This window comes from Paenibacillus sp. J22P169, assembly GCF_059691995.1.
This window is the reverse complement of sequence record NZ_JCAUAO010000001.1, coordinates 219,381-239,824: the sequence shown is the minus strand read 5'-3', so window position 1 is coordinate 239,824 and position 20,444 is coordinate 219,381. Positions and strand designations below refer to the sequence as shown.

At 41.2% G+C, this 20,444-nt stretch carries 22 protein-coding genes; all 22 read right to left on the bottom strand.

The genetic code is table 11. The features are described from left to right. Positions 1-102: 102 nt before the first annotated feature. Positions 103-1,248, bottom strand: coding sequence for a 1-deoxy-D-xylulose-5-phosphate reductoisomerase (locus AC58QG_RS01240; RefSeq protein WP_497359994.1), 1,146 nt, complete (start codon positions 1,246-1,248; stop codon positions 103-105). 25 nt (positions 1,249-1,273) lie between these two features. Then, the gene (locus tag AC58QG_RS01235) at positions 1,274-2,068 is read right to left on the bottom strand and encodes a phosphatidate cytidylyltransferase (protein ID WP_497359992.1); all 795 of its coding nucleotides are present in this window, start codon (positions 2,066-2,068) and stop codon (positions 1,274-1,276) included. Positions 2,069-2,149: 81 nt separating this feature from the next. Next, the gene (gene uppS, locus AC58QG_RS01230; protein WP_497359990.1) at positions 2,150-2,923 is read right to left on the bottom strand and encodes an undecaprenyl pyrophosphate synthase; all 774 of its coding nucleotides are present in this window, start codon (positions 2,921-2,923) and stop codon (positions 2,150-2,152) included. Positions 2,924-2,991: 68 nt separating this feature from the next. Further along, positions 2,992-3,546: a ribosome recycling factor gene (frr, locus tag AC58QG_RS01225; protein ID WP_056625017.1), complete on the bottom strand. Its 555-nt coding sequence runs from the start codon at positions 3,544-3,546 to the stop codon at positions 2,992-2,994. A gap of 3 nt (positions 3,547-3,549) precedes the next feature. Then, positions 3,550-4,275, bottom strand: coding sequence for a UMP kinase (gene pyrH / locus AC58QG_RS01220; RefSeq protein WP_310500292.1), 726 nt, complete (start codon positions 4,273-4,275; stop codon positions 3,550-3,552). A 92-nt stretch (positions 4,276-4,367) separates the two neighbouring features. Beyond that, positions 4,368-5,018 (bottom strand): translation elongation factor Ts, encoded by a 651-nt coding sequence (tsf, locus tag AC58QG_RS01215; RefSeq protein ID WP_497359988.1) that lies wholly within the window; start codon positions 5,016-5,018, stop codon positions 4,368-4,370. Positions 5,019-5,134: 116 nt separating this feature from the next. Further along, entirely contained in the window at positions 5,135-5,833 is a 699-nt protein-coding gene (gene rpsB, locus AC58QG_RS01210) for a 30S ribosomal protein S2 (RefSeq protein WP_056625008.1), read from the bottom strand. Positions 5,834-6,082: 249 nt separating this feature from the next. After that, positions 6,083-6,598: a hypothetical protein gene (locus AC58QG_RS01205; RefSeq protein ID WP_497359986.1), complete on the bottom strand. Its 516-nt coding sequence runs from the start codon at positions 6,596-6,598 to the stop codon at positions 6,083-6,085. Further along, on the bottom strand, positions 6,591-7,166 hold the full coding sequence (locus AC58QG_RS01200; protein WP_497359984.1) for a hypothetical protein: 576 nt from the start codon (positions 7,164-7,166) through the stop codon (positions 6,591-6,593). The genes AC58QG_RS01205 and AC58QG_RS01200 overlap by 8 nt, the downstream gene beginning before the upstream one ends. Before the next feature lie 31 nt (positions 7,167-7,197). Next, positions 7,198-7,518, bottom strand: coding sequence for a hypothetical protein (locus AC58QG_RS01195; RefSeq protein WP_497359982.1), 321 nt, complete (start codon positions 7,516-7,518; stop codon positions 7,198-7,200). A gap of 19 nt (positions 7,519-7,537) precedes the next feature. After that, positions 7,538-8,953, bottom strand: coding sequence for a flagellar assembly protein A (locus AC58QG_RS01190; protein WP_497362753.1), 1,416 nt, complete (start codon positions 8,951-8,953; stop codon positions 7,538-7,540). Positions 8,954-8,981: 28 nt separating this feature from the next. After that, positions 8,982-9,770, bottom strand: coding sequence for a FliA/WhiG family RNA polymerase sigma factor (locus tag AC58QG_RS01185; RefSeq protein WP_497362752.1), 789 nt, complete (start codon positions 9,768-9,770; stop codon positions 8,982-8,984). A gap of 20 nt (positions 9,771-9,790) precedes the next feature. Further along, on the bottom strand, positions 9,791-10,222 hold the full coding sequence (locus AC58QG_RS01180) for a hypothetical protein (RefSeq protein ID WP_497359980.1): 432 nt from the start codon (positions 10,220-10,222) through the stop codon (positions 9,791-9,793). Beyond that, positions 10,222-10,716 carry a chemotaxis protein CheD gene (locus AC58QG_RS01175; protein ID WP_497359978.1) on the bottom strand — a complete coding sequence of 165 codons (495 nt, stop codon included), beginning with the start codon at positions 10,714-10,716 and terminating at the stop codon, positions 10,222-10,224. Before AC58QG_RS01175 ends, AC58QG_RS01180 begins: the two co-directional genes overlap by 1 nt. Further along, on the bottom strand, positions 10,713-11,333 hold the full coding sequence (locus AC58QG_RS01170; protein WP_497359976.1) for a chemotaxis protein CheC: 621 nt from the start codon (positions 11,331-11,333) through the stop codon (positions 10,713-10,715). The genes AC58QG_RS01175 and AC58QG_RS01170 overlap by 4 nt, the downstream gene beginning before the upstream one ends. Before the next feature lie 3 nt (positions 11,334-11,336). Further along, positions 11,337-11,798 (bottom strand): chemotaxis protein CheW, encoded by a 462-nt coding sequence (locus AC58QG_RS01165; RefSeq protein WP_310500301.1) that lies wholly within the window; start codon positions 11,796-11,798, stop codon positions 11,337-11,339. Positions 11,799-11,825: 27 nt separating this feature from the next. Next, on the bottom strand, positions 11,826-13,895 hold the full coding sequence (locus tag AC58QG_RS01160) for a chemotaxis protein CheW (RefSeq protein ID WP_497359974.1): 2,070 nt from the start codon (positions 13,893-13,895) through the stop codon (positions 11,826-11,828). A 44-nt stretch (positions 13,896-13,939) separates the two neighbouring features. Then, positions 13,940-15,064 (bottom strand): protein-glutamate methylesterase/protein-glutamine glutaminase, encoded by a 1,125-nt coding sequence (locus AC58QG_RS01155; protein ID WP_497359972.1) that lies wholly within the window; start codon positions 15,062-15,064, stop codon positions 13,940-13,942. 47 nt (positions 15,065-15,111) lie between these two features. Then, positions 15,112-15,981 carry a MinD/ParA family protein gene (locus AC58QG_RS01150; protein WP_497359970.1) on the bottom strand — a complete coding sequence of 290 codons (870 nt, stop codon included), beginning with the start codon at positions 15,979-15,981 and terminating at the stop codon, positions 15,112-15,114. Next, entirely contained in the window at positions 15,978-17,288 is a 1,311-nt protein-coding gene (gene flhF / locus AC58QG_RS01145; RefSeq protein ID WP_497359968.1) for a flagellar biosynthesis GTPase FlhF, read from the bottom strand. The genes AC58QG_RS01150 and flhF overlap by 4 nt, the downstream gene beginning before the upstream one ends. Then, a complete protein-coding gene (gene flhA, locus AC58QG_RS01140) occupies positions 17,285-19,318 on the bottom strand; it encodes a flagellar biosynthesis protein FlhA (RefSeq protein ID WP_497359966.1) in 2,034 nt (677 codons plus the stop codon). Before flhA ends, flhF begins: the two co-directional genes overlap by 4 nt. A 21-nt stretch (positions 19,319-19,339) precedes the next feature. Continuing rightward, positions 19,340-20,434, bottom strand: a complete 1,095-nt coding sequence (flhB, locus tag AC58QG_RS01135) for a flagellar biosynthesis protein FlhB (protein ID WP_497359964.1) — start codon at positions 20,432-20,434, stop codon at positions 19,340-19,342. Positions 20,435-20,444 lie beyond the last annotated feature (10 nt).

Genomic DNA, 20,444 nt, shown 5'->3' with positions numbered 1-20,444 from the left:
TATACGAACTCAGAGAAATGATTAGACTTTGCTTTCTAGCCTAGGTGTTGGAAATTGAAAAGAAGAGCTGAGCCATGCAAGCTGACCTTTGCTCTTCCTGATTTAATAGCAGATAGATGCTGCAAATGATCTAGCCCATTGATCTTGTTCGTGAATGAACTCAATTGTCGGGTTAGCATATGTCTCATGTTTGTTCAACGCAGCTTCGATAATATCTTCAATTTGTAAAAATGTGATGTCACCCTTCAGAAAACGAGCCACCGCAATCTCATTAGCAGCATTATAAACCGTAGGTGTGATTCCACCTTGCTTACCACTTTCAAATGCCATACGCAGGCAAGGGAAACGTGTATAATCCATCTCACGGAAATGAAGTTTACCGATAGCAGCGAGGTCCAATCTTGAGGTAGGTGTCGGATAACGATCCGGATAAGTTAAAGCATACTGAATGGGAACCCTCATATCCGGATTTCCTAACTGAGCGATGACACTATGATCAACAAACTCAATATAGGAGTGAATGACACTTTCTGGATGAAGGATAACTTTGATGTCCTCATACGACAATCCGAATAACCAATGTGCTTCCATCACTTCAAGACCTTTGTTCACCATCGTAGCAGAGTCAATTGTAATTTTGGCACCCATGGACCAATTCGGATGCTTGAGTGCATCCTCTACGGTTACGCCTACTAATTGTTCGCGTGTTCGATCCCGAAAGGAACCCCCAGACGCAGTAATCGTAATTTGAGAGATTTGCGATCGCTTCTCACCATTTAAACATTGAAAAATAGCAGAATGCTCACTATCGATCGGTAATAAGGCAACACCCTTACGAGCAACCGCTTCCGTTACAATATGACCCGCGCTTACTAAAGTCTCTTTGTTAGCAAGTCCGATATCTTTGCCCGCTTCAATCGCGGCTAAAGTAGGTTTTAAACCTTGACTACCAACAAGTGCGCTTACAAGCAAATCCGCATCTGTGGAAGCGGCGACCTCCAATAATCCTTCTTCACCATATAAAACTTTGATACCTGAAGGAATTTGATTAGCAACCTCTTCCGCCAATTCTTTAGTAGCAACAGACACAAGCTTTGGACGATACTGTTTGGCCTGCTCAATGACGAGATCACGGTTATACCCAGCTGAAATGGCTTCGACTTGAAACTTTTCAGGCGAATGCTGCACAATATCCAAGGTTTGAGTCCCAATGGATCCTGTCGAACCCAAGATAGCAATTTTCTTCATATGATTTCAACCCCGCTTATGAGAATTAGTTAGGAATCAAATCGAGCAGATAGATAAACGGAAATACGATTAACCAACTATCCATCCGATCGAGTACGCCGCCATGTCCTGGCAACAGTGTTCCTGTGTCTTTAATCCCTTTTACACGTTTGTACGCGGATTGAATTAAATCACCAATTTGTCCTACTACCGCTATGACAAATCCTAATAATAATGCTTTCCCTACACTTAGAAGATCTGGCGAATACCAGGCGAATCCTAACGCTAAAATCATCGCGATGACTACACCACCAATGGCGCCTTCAATAGACTTCTTAGGACTAATTTGAGGCCACAATGGGTGCTTACCAAGCTTGGAACCGACAAAATATGCACCAGCATCCGAAGCCCAAATACAAACGAATACCATAATCGTCCAAAATAAGCCATTTTCCGCCAAACGTGCTTCAATCATATAGTTAAATCCAAACCCAATGTAAACAACACCTAGCAGAATCACGGAAACTTGGTCAATCGTGATTTTGTTTTTGGACGCTACTGTAGCAAAGAGCAACAAAAACATAGCAAACCAGCTGACTGCTGTAAACGAAAAAGTAAATGTTATTCCTAACAACCCCCATGGGATCGTTAAACAAAGAAGTGCTATGAGTCCCACTGCAGCTGTTAGTTTATAAGGCATATACCCATTCATTTGTAAATACTCGCGGTATCCAATAATCGAAACGAGTACAATTAAGCCTGCATACCACAAATCACCGAGTACTAGAAGTGTAATAAATGCGAGACCGGCAATTACGCCTGTGATGATCCTTTGTTTCAAGTTGAATCCCCCTAGATGAACAACGTTTATCTCTAAGCCATCCATTTTTAGTGACAAAACGATTGATTACACAATCAGATGTTAAATACCACCGTATCTTCTTGCGCGGCGCTGATATTCAGCAATGGCTTGCATAAATAAGTCCTCTGTGAATTCTGGCCAATAGGCATCTGTGAACCATAATTCTGAATAAGCTAATTGCCATAGCAAAAAGTTGCTCAATCGCAATTCTCCACTTGTCCGAATCAACAAATCGGGGTCAGGTAAATCAGACGTTAACATGTAGGATGAAAAGAGTGATTCATTCAACTCATCCGGCTTCAAGCTTCCGTTTTGCATATCCTTCATCATATCTTGAACACCTGCGATGATTTCCTTACGTCCGCCATAATTTAAAGCAAAATTCAAAATAAGGCCCGTGTTATCCTTCGTCCGCTCGATCGCCCCTTCTATCGCTTTCAGCGTATAGTCAGGTAATCCTTCTTTCCAACCGGTCATGCGAATACGCACGTTGTTCTGAATTAACTCTTCAATTTCCAAAGGAAAAAACTCTTGTGGAAGCTTCATTAGAAACTCTACTTCATCTTTCGGGCGTTTCCAATTCTCTGTAGAGAAAGCATACATTGTCAAAACTTTGACCCCAATATCGTTGGCTGCCATTGTAATTTTCTTTACGTTTTTCATGCCCGAATGATGACCCGCTACACGAGGCAACCCTCTTTGTTTAGCCCATCGACCATTTCCATCCATAATAATCGCAACGTGCGCCGGTACTTTGTCCAGTTCTATTTCAGGGGCTGCCGCAGTCACAGGCTTTCGCGTTTGGTTTAACCAGTTCTTAAATAGCTTGAGCACAGTTGTTCCTCCCAACTAGGGAAAGATGAAAAACCCCCAGCGAATGAATACCCGGGGGCATATCTATCTTATACTTCCATGATTTCTTTTTCTTTAGCAGCCAAAACTTTCTCAACTTCAGCTACGAATTTATCAGTAAATTTCTGAATGTCCTCTTGATGCTTACGGGACTCATCCTCAGAAATACCTGCTTTCTCCAGCTTTTTAATTTCGTCGTTTGCATCACGGCGAATATTACGAATGGCAATTTTGGCTTCTTCGCCAAATTTCTTCGTCATTTTCACCAAGTCACTACGACGCTCTTCTGTTAATGCAGGAATAACAATACGAATAACGATTCCGTCATTCGATGGTGTTAAACCTAAATCAGACTTCATAATTGCCTTCTCAATAGAAGACATAGAGCTTTTATCCCATGGTTGAATGAGAAGGGTACGTGAATCTGGTGTTGTCAAATTAGCTAACTGATTTACAGGCGTCATTGCGCCATAGTATTCAACTTGAATACGGTCTAATAACGATGGCGTAGCACGTCCCGCACGAAGGGAAGTCAAATCTCTTCTTAGCGCTCCAATTGCTTTGTCCATCCGATCTTCTGCATTCTTCTTCACTGATTGCGGCATGGTTTATACGCTCCCTTTAACTGTAGTCCCAATTTTATCGCCAAGGACCACTCGTTTGATATTCCCTTTTTCCGTAATGTTAAACACAACCAACGGAATGTTGTTATCCATACAAAGGGAAGATGCAGTGGAGTCCATGACACCAAGGTTATTGCTAATAACTTCCATATAGGTTAACGTCTCGAATTTCTTCGCTGTTGGATCTTTGAATGGATCTGCTGAATAGACGCCATCCACTTTATTTTTAGCCATAAGAATAACTTCAGCTTCAATCTCTGCAGCTCTCAGGGCAGCTGTTGTATCCGTCGAGAAGTAAGGATTACCTGTCCCCGCGGCGAAAATAACGACTCTACCTTTTTCGAGATGGCGCATTGCTCTCCTACGTATGTAAGGTTCAGCGACTTGTTGCATAGTAATGGAGGACTGGACTCTAGTTGGTACCTCAATGTTTTCCAATGCATCTTGCAACGCAAGTGAATTCATGACAGTTGCCAGCATTCCCATATAATCTGCGGTTGCACGATCCATACCTTTCTCACTGCCAGCGATTCCACGCCAAATATTCCCGCCGCCAACAACGATAGCAACCTCAACATTTAGCTCGACAACATCCTTCACTTGTTGAGCAATCGAGGTGATCACTTCTGAATCAATGCCATATCCCTGCTGTCCTGCTAAAGCTTCGCCGCTCAATTTAAGCACTATTCTTTTATAAAAAGGTTGACCCAACTTGTATGACCTCCGTTTCCATGCATAACTCCATGTCTTTAAGGGCTAAAAAAGAAGGAACACCAAGTGTTCCATCTTTTTTTTGATGCCTATTATAGTTTAACTTGGGACATAACTTCTTCCGCAAAGTTTTCTTGTTTTTTCTCAAGACCTTCACCAAGACCGAAACGAACGAAACGACGGATGGAGATGTTCTCGCCGATAGCAGAGACTTTTTCATTCAACAATTGGTCGATTGTTTTGTCTGGATCTTTAACGAATTGTTGCTCCATCAAGCAGAACTCTTCGTAGTATTTACCAATACGGCCTTCAACCATTTTATCGATGATTTTCTCAGGCTTGCCTTCGTTCAAAGCTTGGTTGCGAAGAATTTCTTTTTCTTTTTCCAAAGCTTCTGTTGGTACTTCTTCACGACGAACATAAGTTGGGTTTGCTGCTGCAATGTGCATAGCGATGTCTCTGCAGAACGTTCTGAATTGCTCTGTTTTACCAACGAAGTCAGTTTCACAGTTGATCTCAACAAGAACGCCAACTTTACCACCAGCGTGGATGTAAGATTCTACAGCGCCTTCTGTAGCGATACGTCCAGCTTTGTTAGCTGCTGCAGAAAGACCTTTCTCACGAAGAATTTCACCTGCTTTAGTGATATCGCCGTTTGCTTCTTCAAGTGCTTTCTTGCAATCTAACATCCCTGCACCTGTTTTTTCACGTAACTCTTTTACTTGTGCTGCTGTAACTGCCATGGAAGAAACCTCCTGTGAAATAGTTATTGTCTATATGTAACACCAGTTTATTCTTTAAAAAAAGGGTGGTGACAGGCTGTTACACCTTCCAACCACCCTTTTCACATTGCTATAATTTAAGCTGTTGTTTGCTCGCCTTGGTGTGCTTCGATAACTGCATCAGCAATTTTCGCTGTTAACAATTTAACTGCGCGGATTGCATCATCGTTACCTGGAATCACGTAATCGATTTCGTCTGGATCGCAGTTTGTATCAACGATACCAACGATTGGGATACCCAATTTACGAGCTTCTGCTACAGCAATACGCTCTTTACGAGGATCGATAATGAAAAGTGCACTTGGCAAACCTTTCATGTTCTTGATTCCGCCTAGGAATTTCTCAAGACGCTCTTTCTCTTTGCGAAGAATGATAACTTCTTTCTTAGGAAGAACTTCGAAAGTGCCATCCTCTTCCCATCTTTCAAGAGTTTTCAAGCGATCGATACGTTTTTGAATTGTTTGGAAGTTAGTCAATGTACCACCCAACCAACGTTGGTTGATGAAGTACATGCCACAACGTTCTGCTTCTTCAGCAACGGAATCTTGTGCTTGTTTCTTAGTTCCTACGAAAAGAATAGTACCATTGTCTTCGGATACGGATTTAACAAAGTTGTAAGCTTCCTCAACTTTTTTAACCGTTTTTTGAAGATCGATGATGTAAATACCGTTTCTTTCAGTAAAAATGTACTTGTCCATTTTCGGGTTCCAACGACGTGTTTGGTGACCGAAATGTACGCCAGCTTCTAAAAGCTGTTTCATGGAGATAACTGCCATCCCCAATCCCTCCTCTAAATGGTTTATTTGGTATCCGCCGCCCCTCGCATCTTTGCATAAAACCTACCGAAGTAAGCACCATTATGCAAATTGACGGGCGTGAGTTTTTAACACCGTGAATAAATATACCACAACTGAAAACAAGGTGCAACCTTTTATCCTGAATGTCATTCTTCCCTTGAATTGGATAGTTTATGTGTAAGAAAACAAAAAAAAGATCTCTATAAAAAGATCCTTTTGTCAGACTAACTATTGGACAGTAATAAGATTCGTTACAATCGCCTGCAATTCCATCTTACCTTCAAATTCATGATAGCCTACTTGTATTTTGGTGTTACCACCTTGCTTATCAAGCTCCGTGATGAATGCTTTGCGATCTGAAATTACACCTGCCCGGAAAAGTAAATCAGCAACTGTTGATGCATCTAAATTAGGCTGAACATAAATAACGATCTTAGATGAAGCCGGTGGCTGCGAGTTAACAGGTTGATCCTTCGGCTTATTAGCTGCTAACTTGTCTGCTTCCTCTTTAAGCTTCTTCTGAATAGCCGCATCCAATTCTGCTTGGGTATACATCTTTACATTTTTATCAAGCACTAGATAGTATTTGGACGCCTCGTCCTTTAGCTTCTGAGGATCCATCTCTTCCAATGATATACCTGACTGACTCGGACTGCTTGGACGAATCAGCATAACTTGAAGAAGGATTGCGCCTACAATGATACCAAATCCAATACCTGAAACGAGAGCTCTATTTTTAAACACGGGTCCGCTCCTCCTGTCTTGAAAGCTGAAGGATCAAACTGACCTCGCCTTTATTCATACTGAGCTTCTTGGCAATAGCCTCTACACTTTTCCCCTGATCATGCAAGGTAAATAATTCGGCATATCTACGTTTCATGCTTAAACCCACATAGACTGGTTCCTCTGGCAGAACTTCAGGAACTATGGTTTGGACAATTGTCGCTGATGGAATCTCGAAATTAGGCTTATTTAAAGCACTTAGCATCTCATTCGAAGTAAGTGTTGTCTGCTGATTAACGTGGAAGGTTGTGAGTTCTTTGGAAAGCTCGTGCTTTTGTCTCTCCAAGGTTTCCAAGCGACCCGCTAATTTAGCAAGTTCAACTTCATAATCCTGCTTAGTTTTTGAAAAAAGATCAAGCATTGCTTGATTTTGTTCATCCATTTCAGCAGCGAAGTGTTCGATCGTATCTTCAATTTCTTGCACCACTGTTGCTTTTGCGGATGAAGCCGTCATTTGATCCTTCGGTATAAATCTTGCATATACAATCAGTACAAGACCGAGCAGGATGACATATAACACCGGCTGCATAACCATAAAGTTCACCTTTTTCTATAGCAAGTTAGAGGGATAAGTCGATATGATGACCTTTATAGGGATGATCCGGTTGGTGTTCCGAATCCTTAGAAAGACTCTCTTCTGGCCGTCTTGTCTTACTTTTACCTATTTGCGCTTTCTTCTGTTCACGACGATCCTTAATATCTGCACGCCCACTCTCTTCGAGTTTGCTAGACCGTCCTCGATCACGTTCCGTTGATTGTGTAGCTTGATTTTCTAAAATAGTTCCATCATGCCGCGGCTTCTGCATTAATTGATTCTGCTTAATACCCGCTTCATCGTTTTTGTGTACAGCGAGTTGTAAATCGATGGCTTTAAAACTCATCGTTTACTCCCTCCTTCACTTACACGTTAGCACTCATGATTATATCGCCTTCACTTAATCGGAATGTCATTCGGTTCGTGGGATCTTTAATAAATTTCGTGTAACGTCCTATTACGATTTTCGTGCCACCATAGATAGTAGAAACAATTTGAACTTTGGCATTTTCAGAATCCTCAAGGGATTTTTCGATTTCCAAAATACGTTCCTTAATTGTTATTTGCTCATCTATCGCCTGCTTCTTCGTATTATTAAGTTTAATACGCATAGCGAGCTTATCTGGACTTAGCTGACCAGCGGCAGCCAATTGATCCAACAAAGTAAGCGCTTTACTCGTTTTCTCCATGTTTTCACTCAATGACTTGAGATGATTACGAAGTTGAATCATTTCATTACGCAATTCAGGCAGAACACCTACTTCAATTACTGTAGTTGTCGACATTGAATTACCAATTGTTCTAGCCGTAACGCGTTCTCCAGCTTGAATAGTCCCCCCTACGATTAAACCTTTGGCTCCCACACAATTCACACTTCTACCTGCCCTCACCGTTGAGTGCATAATACTCTGAGAAACGTTCAGATCACCTGAAACCTCAATCGTTGCATCTTGAATGAAGGAGCTTTTAACATTTTTACCAGCTTTAATGAAGGCTTTATTCTGACCTACAATACCTGCCGAAATTTCAATCGAGCCTTCTGCTTCTAGCTCCGCGGCTTCGACGCCACCGGTAACACGAATGTCACCTGCTGCACGAACTTTGAAGCCTGGCAGCACATTGCCTCTTACTACAACAGTCCCAATAAAATCAATGTTGCCTACATTATAATCAACATCCCCATTTATCTCATAAACAGGGAACACATTAATTTTGTCACGGTCAGTTCTGACTACCATACCATCGATGGTTGCATATAGCCCCATTTGCTCCGCATCGGATACAACATTTTTACCTACTTTAAATCTAGCTTCTTTGCCAGCTTTAGAAAAAAGTGTTTCCCCAGTAACTGCACGACCTGGCGTGCCAGCTGTAGCTAAGTATCGTTGACCGATCAATTGCCCTTTTCTTACATTATAAATTGAAACAACTTCTTTATAGTTGACCCGGCCGTCTTCCAGCTCCAAAGGTTTTTTTTCGTTGTCATCAAAGTCAAATGATAATTTAATATAGCCATTTTGACCTTCAACCGGTTTAGTTCCAGTCGCAATTAAAGTCTTTTTTAGAGAAAAAGATTTTGGGTTAGCTGCAATTTCTGCAAGCACCACTTGATTTACACCATGAATAATACGATTTTTTTGAACCATGTCTAATAATTGCCCAATAGAGACTTTAAACGAATCTTCCGTATTACTAATGAGTAGATGAGCAGATAGCTTGTCATCTGACACGGTAATACTAATGAAGAAATCCAAAGGCATGTTCCCTTCACTCACGGACATACCACCTTTCCATGCTTTCAGATTAAGTTTAATTATCTTGAAAAAGTTGATTTTTAAATCGACCAAGCACACCTTTAAGTCTTAAGATGGCTTTCGAATGTAATTGAGAAATACGGGATGGTGATAAACACATAACTTCCGCTATTTCACTTAAGGATAATTCTTCGAAATAAAATAGTGAAACTACCGTTCTCTCTTTTTCTGTCAATCGGTCTATCGCTTTCGCTAACGATTCCTTAAGGTAAAACTCATTGACTTGAGCTTCTGGATTCTTGGCCTTCTCATCTACAATGAGAGATAATCTGGTTTCGGACTCTTCTTCACGAATAGGATCATCAATCGAACAAATCGTCGTGATGGATATATCCTGAACCATTTGTTGAAAATCCTGCTCACTGATTTGTAAATAAGTGCTTATCTCCGTGTCTGTAACCGATCGAAGATATTGCTGTTCAAGCTTTTGATAGGCTTCCTCTACCTTTTTGGCCTTTTCTCTAACAGACCTCGGCACCCAATCACCTTGGCGTAAACCATCAATTATGGACCCACGAATTCTCCAAGATGCATAGGTTTCAAATTGTAACCCTCTTGCATAATCGAACTTCTCGATGGCATCGATTAATCCCATAACCCCAAAGCTGGATAAGTCGTCTTTGGAAACACTCTTAGGAAGACCAATAGCTAATCTACCTGAGACATACTCCACTAATGGTAAATAGTTCTCAATTAGCGCTTGTCTCGCGGCAATAATCCCTTGTTCCTTCCACTGTTTCCACAATTCAATATTCGCAAGCTGAACTTGCTTTTGATCAATCATGAGTTTCAGATTCACCATCCTTAATCTTCAGACATTCGCCTCAAGGCACCCGCCAGTTGTTCAGGGTCCAAATTATTCTTGGTGACTAGCTTAGGTGGATTCAATGGTGAAAATTGCATTTCATTCGAATGTGCATCTTTAGAATTATTCGTGTGGTTCGACTTCATCATTTGACGTGTTTCCTCATCCTCATCGGGTGTAAGCAGGTCAAGGTTTTGACCAACAGCGGATGAGGAATTGTCGAGTGATGAGTTCTCAAGTGAAGAAACAGATCCAATTAATAACCCTAGCACCCATCTAAATCCAAATGTTACAACGAATAAAATAAGAAAGCTGTACCCGCTTTTGATGCAGGATGATAGAAATAAATTATTGCCGATCGATAGGGTAAATGTAAAAATTCCAGCTAACAAAGCTACGATGAGATTTATTCGTATTGTTCCAATCATCATTAAATTTCCTTTACTCCCAATTGAACACTCCGGATCAGGAGGATTCCAGTCGCACTAAAGAACTCAATCGTACGACCATAATTTGCTCCTGTATCCTCAGCCAAAATTGGAATCTTGTAACGATTCAACATTTCTTTACAAGATTCTACATTCCGCGGTCCGATTCTCATCGTATCATTATTTCCAGCAAATGCAAACATTTGGGCGCCACCAGCAAGCTTAGCTTCCAACTTGCTAATACTTGCTCCTAGCTTTTCCATTCTTGAAATAAGTTCAGGAATAGCTGTGTCTGCATACTTGGCTATGTTCAATGAGCCTTCTCGTGCTATCTCAGAGGAAGGCAGCATGACATGTGCCATACCTGCCACTTTGGATCGGCTATCGTATAGGGTAACCCCTACACATGAACCTAAACCTGTTGTCTTCAAAACACCAGTTTGATGAGCAACATTCAAATCAGCCATACCTACTTTAATTAAGTTTTCTAGCGTCATGGAGAGACTACCCCTAATGCCGAAAAGATTTTACCAAACGATTCCGGATCAGGGATTAAGAAAAAGTGCCCTTGCACTTCGTTGTCCCCTTCCAAAAATTTAGTATCAATGAGAAGAGCCTGGTCTCCCATTTGACCAAATTGCAATAAACCATAGCTTAAAATTGCACCAGCCATGTCGATCGCCAGCGCTGGAACCGTCGGCTGCATATTTAAATTCGTAAAATCAGCAAGTGAGGATAAATACGACCCAGCAAGAATATTTCCAATCTCATTCAGTGCTGATAATTCTAACTCTGAATACTCTTCTTGATCGGATATGGATAAACCAACCAAATCCCGAAGCATATTTTTGGCAGCATCCAAATTAAGAATGAAAAACATATTGCCAGGAGCATCTCCTTCAACTCGCAAGAAGATAGCTAATACCACAGTCTCGGCTCCACCAACACTTTCGCAAATTTCTTCGAAAGGCAGCATTCTTACTTTTGGAACCAACATATCAATCGGCTTATCGAGTAAGGTAGAAAGCGCAGTTGCTGCATGCCCCGCGCCAATGTTCCCTACTTCCTTAAGCACATCTAATTGAAAATCCTCTAATTGGCTAAAAACGTCCACAAGCTATTCCTCAAATCTTTCCAGCTGCTGAATTTCACTGCGATTCAAAACTTGCTCCAAGTTAAGGAGTACTAGCAATCTATTCTCGCCAACACGTGCAATACCGTCCAAGTATTTCGCTTTAATGCCACCAACAACTTCAGGCGGTGTATTAATATTATCTGTATCAACATCAATAACGTCATTGGCAGAGTCAACAATCAATCCTACTTCAAATTCAGCAGCAGATACGATGATAATACGAGTTGCATCTGTGCTTGTTACCTCTTCAAGACCAAATCTAGCGCGTAGATCAATAATTGGAATAACTACCCCACGTAAGTTAATAACACCTTTAATGAATTCCGGTGCTTTCGGTACACGGGTCATTGGCTGCATTCTTTCGATCGTTCTAACCTTCTCTACTTCAACACCATACTCTTCCGATCCAAGCGCGAAGACAATTACCTTTTTTTCTTCTCCCATTTTGAAATCCTCCTTAACGAATATGGTTTATTTTATCAATGCATTTGGGTCAATGATCAAAGCAACTTGTCCATCCCCAAGAATGGTTGCTCCAGAAATTGCGAAAATCCCCGTTAAATATTTACCAAGTGTTTTTAACACGATTTCTTGCTGGCCGATAAACTCATCCACCATAAGAGCTACTTGTTTATCACCTTTGCGAACAACGACGATTTCTGTTTCTTCTTCCAAATCCTCGTTGAAATCAGGAACCTGGAATAAGGAGCTCACGGACACCAATGGGATAACTGATTTACGATAATCAATCATTTTAGTTCCTTGGATGTTACGGATCTGAGATTTCTGAATGGCTGATGTTTCAACAATCGAAGACAACGGAATGGCATATTTCTCACTACCCAAGCGTACTAGCATCGCCGAAATAATGGAGAGCGTCAATGGCAACTGTACGGAAAATTTGCTTCCGAAGCCTGGCTTCGAATCTACTTGAACATGTCCGCCTAGCATCTGAATCTTCGTTTTCACAACGTCGAGGCCTACGCCACGTCCAGAAATATCAGAGATTTTCTCAGCTGTACTGAATCCTGATGCAAATAGCAAATTGTAAACTTCATGGTCCGAGAGTTTGGCAGCTTGTTCCGTTGTTACGAGACCATTCTTCATAGCCGTTTTCAAAACTTTATCACGGTAAATTCCTTTACCATCTTCCTCGATCTCGATAAAGACATGATTTCCGCTGTGGAAAGCACGAAGCTGTATAGTTCCTTGCTCTGGTTTACCTACGGCAACACGCTCGCTGATCGATTCAATACCGTGATCAACAGCATTTCGCAATAAATGGACTAGCGGGTCACCGATTTCATCAATAACAGTACGGTCTAGTTCTGTATCTGCACCTGTAATCACAAGATCCACTTTTTTGTCCAAAGACTTAGCTAGATCTCTAATCATACGCGGGAATCTATTAAATACCGAATCTACTGGAACCATGCGAAGCTTCAAAACGATATTTTGCAAATCACTGCTCACACGTGACATGTGTTCAACCGTTTCTGTTAAATCATTGCGTTTCACTTCACTTGCTAACTGTTCTAAGCGAACACGATCGATCAATAGCTCACTGAATAGATTCATCAGGGTGTCTAAACGCTCGATATCTACACGAATCGTACGACTTGCTACAGGAGCTCCACCAGCAGTTGGTTTAGGCGCAGCCGATACAACGGGTTCCGATGGTTTAGTAACTGATACTTCAGGTGTAGGAATCGTAGCCGCAACAGCAGCTGCAATTTCTTGACGAGCAGTTTCGATCTCAGCAATCGGTCGGGATAATTCAGCAAGAGATTCTGTATCTACTGTAATAATCACACAAGAAGCAATCTCAGATACATTCAAAATCTCTTTCTCTAACGTCGCTTGATCAACTTTTGATATAAAGTAGAGCGAGAAAGAGCGATCAAACTTCTCCTGCTCAATTTCTTGCACAGTTGGCGTGGACTTAATAATTTCGCCCATTCTTTCCATGGCATCGAATACCATATAAGCACGTGCAGCTTTCAGCACACAGTTTTCATTGACACTAACTTCAATGTAAAAAACAAGAAAACCAGAGTCGATCGACTGTTGAAGTATGGAATATTGAAACTCATCCACTTCGATGCCTTTCGCAGGTTCATTGACAGCAACTGCCGTTGAAGGTGCTGCTGCTTTTTTGTAGTCGCCTGTCACGATGGATCTCAGAGAAACAACAATTGGACTTACATCCGCTTTGCCTGTCCCACCTTGAATGATATCCTCGACCATTGATTCTAAAGAGTCTAAACTTTTAAAAATACAATCAAATATGTAGGAGTCCATCTCAATTTTGCTATTACGTACGAGGTCAAGCACATTTTCCATATCATGAGTAAGTGCTGCGATGTCCTCGAATCCCATTGTCGCAGACATCCCTTTTAACGTATGAGCTGAACGAAAAATGTTATGTACAATACTTATGTCTTTCGGACTACTTTCTAAATTCAGAAGATTTTCATTTAATGATTGCAAATGCTCTTTTGATTCATCGATAAACATCGATAGATATTGACTAAGTTCCACTACCACACACCTCCAATAGAATCATCCAGTACCCTATGTTTGCTTTAGTTCATTTCATTCTGAACACACCTAGATAAACGAATCGCAATGTCCTGTTGAGGTAATACATGCATTGCAGCTTGGTTCTCTACAGCGGCTCTAGGCATCCCATATACGATGCAAGTTTCTTCGGCTTCGGCAATTGTTGTTGTTGCACCTGCTTGCCTCAGAGACAGCATTCCTTTGGCCCCATCACTTCCCATTCCAGTCATCAAAACGACATGTCGCTTTAATTCATTCATGCTTAGCAAGGATTCAAACATTACATCAACAGATGGTCGGTGACCAGAAACAGGTTCGTCTTTGGTTAATCGGATTTTGTACGTTCGGTTCGCATCTTTGTAGATCACCATATGCCATCCCCCAGGGGCTACATACGCAGTAGCTGTTTGGAGGACTTCGCCATCCACCGCTTCAACAACCCTAATTTGTGAGATATCATTCAAACGTTGGGCTAGCGATTTAGTAAAATTAGGTGGCATATGCTGTACAATTAATATTGGTGCTGGAAATCCTGCAGGAATATTGGAGATGACTTGATGTAAAGCACGCGGACCACCGGTAGAAGTGCCAATGGCAACTACATGATTAAAATGGGTACTAGTTTGGCTAGGCGGGATACTCGAATCTGAATGATTCAGAGTTTCTTTGATCATCTTCGATCTCAAAGACAACGGATTTACATTTGCTAATGGCGTCTGCACGCGGACTGGCGGGTTAACATTCACTTTTGAACGGACTGCCATCTGCAGTTTCTCATGCAGCAATAGCTTAACTTTATACAAATCCAGAGAGATGGATCCCGATGGCTTTCGAATAAAGTCAACTGCTCCCAACTCCAAAGCTTTAATTGTTTCAGCTGCTCCTTCTTGCGTTAAGGAGCTCAGCATAATAACGGGAGTTGGTTGCTCTTCCATGATGTGTTTAAGCGCATCCAATCCATTCATGACAGGCATTTCGATATCCATTGTCACAGCATCCGGTCGAAGCAGCTTAACTTGTTCAATCGCTTCTTGACCATCTTTCGCAGTACCTATGACCTTGAATTGCGGTTGTTCAGAAATTAAATCACTAACAATTTTTCGCATAAAGACGGAGTCATCTACGACAAGAATGTTATATATTGCCAAGCTGCTTCCCTCCTCTATCTGCTTATTCGACACAATTTTCAAAATTCCTATTTCAAAAGTTTCAACATTTTATTTAAAAAGCTCTTGACACCGGTAGATGGTGTTTCGATTACGCGATATCCTTTTATATAATTATCCGTAAGCGTCTTAATACTTTTCGTTGCTGTCGAATAAGGAAATGCAATTGAGAAAGGAATTTGCCTTTTCACTGCTTTAGAAACTACTGGATCATCGTCTACAAACCCTAAGGTTGGTATGTTAATATTTAAGAACTGCTTAGCTACTAAAGAAATTTTGTCGGCTGTTTGCTTGCCTTCTCGCGCATCTGTGACCCGATTAATGACTAATTTAAAAGGTACATCGTGCCCCATTGAATTGACCATTTTGATGATCGCATAAGCATCTGTGATAGATGTTGGCTCAGGCGTCGTAACCACAATGGCTTCTTCAGCCGCAAGTATGAACTTCAGTGTTTCCTTAGATAGCCCTGCTCCAGTATCGAAAATAATAAAGTCAACATACCCGTTCAATTGCATGACTTGCTCTGCAAAATAATCTAATTCTTCTTCACTTAACCGAAGTAAGTCATTAAATCCAGAACCACCGGCAATAAACTCTAAATCATTCGATCCCTTTTGGATGATTTCCCAAATCGTCTTATCTTTCTTTAACAGGTGATATAAGCTGTAGGTTGAGGATACACCCATTAATACGTCAATGTTCGCGAGTCCAATATCTGCATCGAATACAAGTACCTTGTAACCTAAAGACTGCAGTGATAAAGCGAAGTTGAGCGTAAAATTGGATTTACCTACACCACCTTTTCCACTGGTTACGGTAATGATCCTGGTTGTTCTTGTGCCTTTCTCACCCTGTGTCTGAACCAAGTTCCGCAACCCTTCTGCTTGATCCTTCATGTTCTAGGCTCCTCCAATAACAAATCAATGATTTGCCACTCGTTCATTTCCGCAATATCATCGGGTACACTTTGCCCAGTTGTCACATACGAAAGCTTGAGAGAAAACTCATGAACAACATTCAAAATGGCGCCATAGGAATCCGTTTCATCCATTTTGGTGAAGAGTACTTTGTCCAATTTGAATTTACTGAAATTATTCGTTATTGCACGCAAATCGCGATATTTGGTCGTTAGGCTTAGAACGAGAATAGTTTCACTGTTCCCTTGTGTTTTAAGTAATGAATTCAATTCTGAAACATACATTTCATTGCGGAAATTACGCCCAGCCGTATCCATGAAAATGATGTCGCATTCTGCTAAATTCTGAAATGCTTTCGTCAAATCCTGCGGTGAAAACACGACTTCGAGTGGTACATTTAATATGGTTGCATATGTTTTCAACTGCTCAATCGCAGCAATTCGATACGTGTCTGAAGTAATAAACCCCACTTTACGGTGATATTTCAATACTTGCTCAGCAGCTAATTTCGCAATCGTTGTTGTTTTACCAACACCTGTTGGCCCAACGAAATGAACAACACGTGTTTGTGCTGAAATATGCTTACTATGATCTGTTTGAAAAATCTCACCTAATTTGGAGCGAACAAGTTGATGGGCTGATTCTTCTGTGACAGGCTCATCCGCAAGCTGAAAATCTGCCATAACCTCATCCATAATTTGACGAACCAGAGCTGGATTTACTTCTTGGTCATACAATCTTTGCTCTAGTTTTTGTAAAGCTTCCGGCAGCTTCCCTTCGTCGGGCACTTGCGTAAGCTTTTTCATCATTTCTTTCATTTGCTTGAGTTCATCCATTAATTGATCATCTTTAACCGAATTTCTTGCTGACGATTGTACAGATGAAGGTGAGTAAGCCTGGTGTTGCGCGGGAGTCATCACTTTCTCTGATGCAGGTACGGCATTAATTATAACTGGTTCGTTCTTTATTGCCGTTGGTACTAGAACATCAGGTACATCTGGAAAATCAGATCGATGAAAGCTATTTTTATTCTGAGCCATTTGAGTATTTACTTTGGACTGAGAAAGCGGCGGCTGAGGTGCCACCCGTTGTGGAGCAGCCGTAGGTTTGGCATTTGCGCCATCAATAGCAGCAATGACTTCTATCTTTTTCTTACCAAACATCCCAAGAAAACCGCCAGTACGAATTTCCTTAGTATTAAGAATCACAGCATCCTTCCCAAGATCCGTACGAATTTTTTGCAAAGCGTCTGGCATGGAATCAACAACATATCTTTTTACTCTCATAAATTGACTACCCCCATGCTTTGGATTTCGACGCTAGGCTCTAATTCACTATAAGAAAGAACTGGTATATCTTGTAGCGTTCTTTCTAAAAGCTGTCTAACATACATTCGAATTGTTGGTGAAGTTAAAATGACTGGCTGTTGCCCCGATTGAATTAATTTCGTTACTTGCTCAGTTACACGATGATAAATAATTTGCGAAGATGAAGGGTCTAGTGCCAAATAACTTCCTTGATCTGATTGCTGCACAGAATCTGCAATTTTCTTCTCAACAGACGGCCCCACCGTAATTACTTTGAGTGAATCACCTTGTGAGGTAAACTGCTGTGTGATTTGACGAGATAGTGACTGCCTTACATATTCTGTTAGAATCTCAGGATCTTTCGTATAAGTACCATAATCCGCTAGTGTTTCTAGAATTGTGACCAAGTCACGTACAGATATTTTCTCGCGAAGAAGCTTAGAAAGCACTTTCTGAATATCTCCGACTGCTAACACGGATGGAATTAGATCATCGACAAGCGCAGGATACGATTCTCTTACATTTTCGATAAGCGCCTTCGTTTCCTGACGACCCAAGAGTTCATGAATGTGTTTCTTAATGATTTCAGTTAAATGAGTTGCTACTACGGAAGGCGGATCTACGACTGTATAGCCAGATAGCTCAGCTCTCTCTTTATTCATTTCATCAATCCAAATAGCTGGTAAGCCGAATGCTGGCTCCGTTGTTTCGATTCCTGATATGGAATCATCATCAAAACCAGGACTCATTGCTAGATAGTGATTTAAAAGTAGTTCGCCGCGAGCAACTGTATTGCCTTTTATTTTGATGATATACTCATTCGGTCTTAATTGAATATTGTCACGAATTCGAATGACTGGCACAACAACACCAAGCTCCAAAGCACATTGACGACGTATTAGAATAATACGATCCAATAAGTCGCCACCCTGTTGAGTATCTGCAAGTGGGATAAGCCCATAGCCAAACTCAAATTCAATCGGATCAACTTGAAGTAAGGAAATGACACTCTCAGGACTCCGAACTTCCTCAATCTGCTGCTCTTCAACCAATTGCTCTTCTTTAATGGCTTCACGTTCCAAATTCTTTTGCATTTTGAATGCGGCATATACCAATAGTCCAGCGATCGGATACGTTGTAAACCAATGGATAGGAGTAAATGTGCCTAATACAACCAATGTACCAGCAACAATATATAACAGCTTAGGTTGAGCCGTTAATTGTTTCGTTATATCATGACCTAAGTTTCCTTCGGACGATGCTCGAGTTACGATGATACCCGCTGCAGTAGAAATTAAAAGTGCAGGGATTTGGCTCACCAATCCATCCCCGATCGTAAGAATCGAGAACGTTTGCAAAGCCTCTGAAAAATCCATCCCCTTCATGGTCATCCCAATAATAAAGCCACCAATTAGATTGATAACAAGGATGATGATCCCGGCAATCGCGTCACCTTTTACAAATTTACTGGCACCATCCATGGCACCGTAGAAATCAGCTTCGCGCTCAATCTTTTGTCGTCTTTCTCTGGCTTGCACCTCATTGATCAATCCAGCATTCAAATCAGCATCAATACTCATTTGCTTTCCTGGCATTGCATCTAAGGTAAATCTAGCTGCTACCTCGGCCACGCGCTCAGAACCTTTGGTAATAACGATAAATTGAACCAAGACAAGGATGAGAAACACAACGAATCCCACAACGATATTGCCTTGTGCAACGAATGAACCAAAAGTTCTGACCACGTCGCCTGCTTCAGCATGAGCTAAGATATTACGAGTTGTTGACACGTTTAACGCTAATCGAAAGAGCGTAGTTATCAATAGCAAGGAAGGGAAAATCGAGAACTGGAGTGCTTCCTGCGTATTCATGGCAACCAAGATGATCATTAATGCAATTGAAATATTAATAATAAGTAAAAAGTCCAGCAAAGGGATAGGAATAGGTACAATCATCATCAACACGATGCCAATAATACCGACTAGAACTAATAAATCCTTGATTTTCATCAGATTGCACCTCCCTCTACATTAATTCGTCTTACCCTTCATCTTATATACATACGCTAGTACTTCTGCCACAGCTTGGAATAAATCTGCTGGAATTGCATCACCAATTTCCACCTGTGCAAAAATCGCTCGAGCAAGCGGCTTATTTTCCATTGTCATGACGCCATTTTGTTTGGCGACTTCTTTAATTTTCAAGGCAACATAGTCTGCACCTTTTGCAATAACAGTCGGGGCCTGCATATTTTTTGCATCGTATTTCAATGCAACTGCGAAGTGAGTTGGGTTGGTAATGATGACATCGGCCTTAGGAACTTCCTGCATCATTCGTTGCATGGCCATTTGACGTTGTTTGGCACGGATCTTCCCTTTGATGAGAGGATCGCCTTCACTTTTCTTATACTCATCCTTAATATCCTGTTTGGACATTTTGAGACTTTTCTCATGTTCATATTTTTGATAAATATAATCAAAAATGGCTAAAACGATCAGAATAGCACCGATTTTGATCCCTAAGCCTAGCGTTACCGAAGCAACAAAGGAAAATGTGTTCTCCAAGGGTGCATGTCCTAACCCCAGCAGCCTTGCTTTTTGCGCCATCAAAGTGGTATAGACCGCGTACCCGATGATCAACATTTTCAAAGTCGACTTTAGAAAGTCCATAACCGTTCGCATCGAAAAAATCTTTTTAAAACCACTAATAGGATTAATCTTGTCGAACTTCATCATCAAGGGCTCGCCGATAAACATAAAACCAATTTGAGCATAGTTTGCGATAAAAGCGATAAGAACTACCAATATAAAAATTGGAGCGACAATGGTCAATCCTTGTACCGTTAAATCCATGAATAACACCTGTACGTTCCCTACGGTTATATCCATGCCTAGCTGATTCTCATAAACATTCCGAAAGATATGAAGAAGCTTACCTTTCATAAATGAACCAAACATTAGAAAAGCCACGAATGAAAAAAGTAAAATGGAAGCCGCGGGCAAGTCCATACTTTTTGCAACTTGACCCTTTTTTCTGGCATCCTGTCTTTTTTTAGCAGTAGCAGTCTCCGTTTTTTCCCCAGCAAACCATTGTAAATCAAGATGTAAACGAAGTTGTTGGGACACGGTTCTCCTC

Excerpts from the sequence above, each read along its gene's own strand:
- AC58QG_RS01240 (WP_497359994.1), bottom strand. The coding sequence starts at position 1,248 with ATGAAGAAAATTGCTATCTTGGGTTCGACAGGATCCATTGGGACTCAA.
- frr (WP_056625017.1), bottom strand. The coding sequence starts at position 3,546 with ATGCCGCAATCAGTGAAGAAGAATGCAGAAGATCGGATGGACAAAGCA.
- tsf (WP_497359988.1), bottom strand. The coding sequence starts at position 5,018 with ATGGCAGTTACAGCAGCACAAGTAAAAGAGTTACGTGAAAAAACAGGT.
- rpsB (WP_056625008.1), bottom strand. The coding sequence starts at position 5,833 with ATGGCAGTTATCTCCATGAAACAGCTTTTAGAAGCTGGCGTACATTTC.
- AC58QG_RS01200 (WP_497359984.1), bottom strand. The coding sequence starts at position 7,166 with ATGCAGCCGGTGTTATATGTCATCCTGCTCGGTCTTGTACTGATTGTA.
- AC58QG_RS01195 (WP_497359982.1), bottom strand. The coding sequence starts at position 7,518 with ATGAGTTTTAAAGCCATCGATTTACAACTCGCTGTACACAAAAACGAT.
- AC58QG_RS01190 (WP_497362753.1), bottom strand. The coding sequence starts at position 8,953 with ATGTCCGTGAGTGAAGGGAACATGCCTTTGGATTTCTTCATTAGTATT.
- AC58QG_RS01185 (WP_497362752.1), bottom strand. The coding sequence starts at position 9,770 with ATGATTGATCAAAAGCAAGTTCAGCTTGCGAATATTGAATTGTGGAAA.
- AC58QG_RS01180 (WP_497359980.1), bottom strand. The coding sequence starts at position 10,222 with ATGATGATTGGAACAATACGAATAAATCTCATCGTAGCTTTGTTAGCT.
- AC58QG_RS01175 (WP_497359978.1), bottom strand. The coding sequence starts at position 10,716 with ATGACGCTAGAAAACTTAATTAAAGTAGGTATGGCTGATTTGAATGTT.
- AC58QG_RS01165 (WP_310500301.1), bottom strand. The coding sequence starts at position 11,798 with ATGGGAGAAGAAAAAAAGGTAATTGTCTTCGCGCTTGGATCGGAAGAG.
- AC58QG_RS01150 (WP_497359970.1), bottom strand. The coding sequence starts at position 15,981 with ATGAAGGATCAAGCAGAAGGGTTGCGGAACTTGGTTCAGACACAGGGT.
- flhF (WP_497359968.1), bottom strand. The coding sequence starts at position 17,288 with ATGAGAGTAAAAAGATATGTTGTTGATTCCATGCCAGACGCTTTGCAA.
- flhA (WP_497359966.1), bottom strand. The coding sequence starts at position 19,318 with ATGAAAATCAAGGATTTATTAGTTCTAGTCGGTATTATTGGCATCGTG.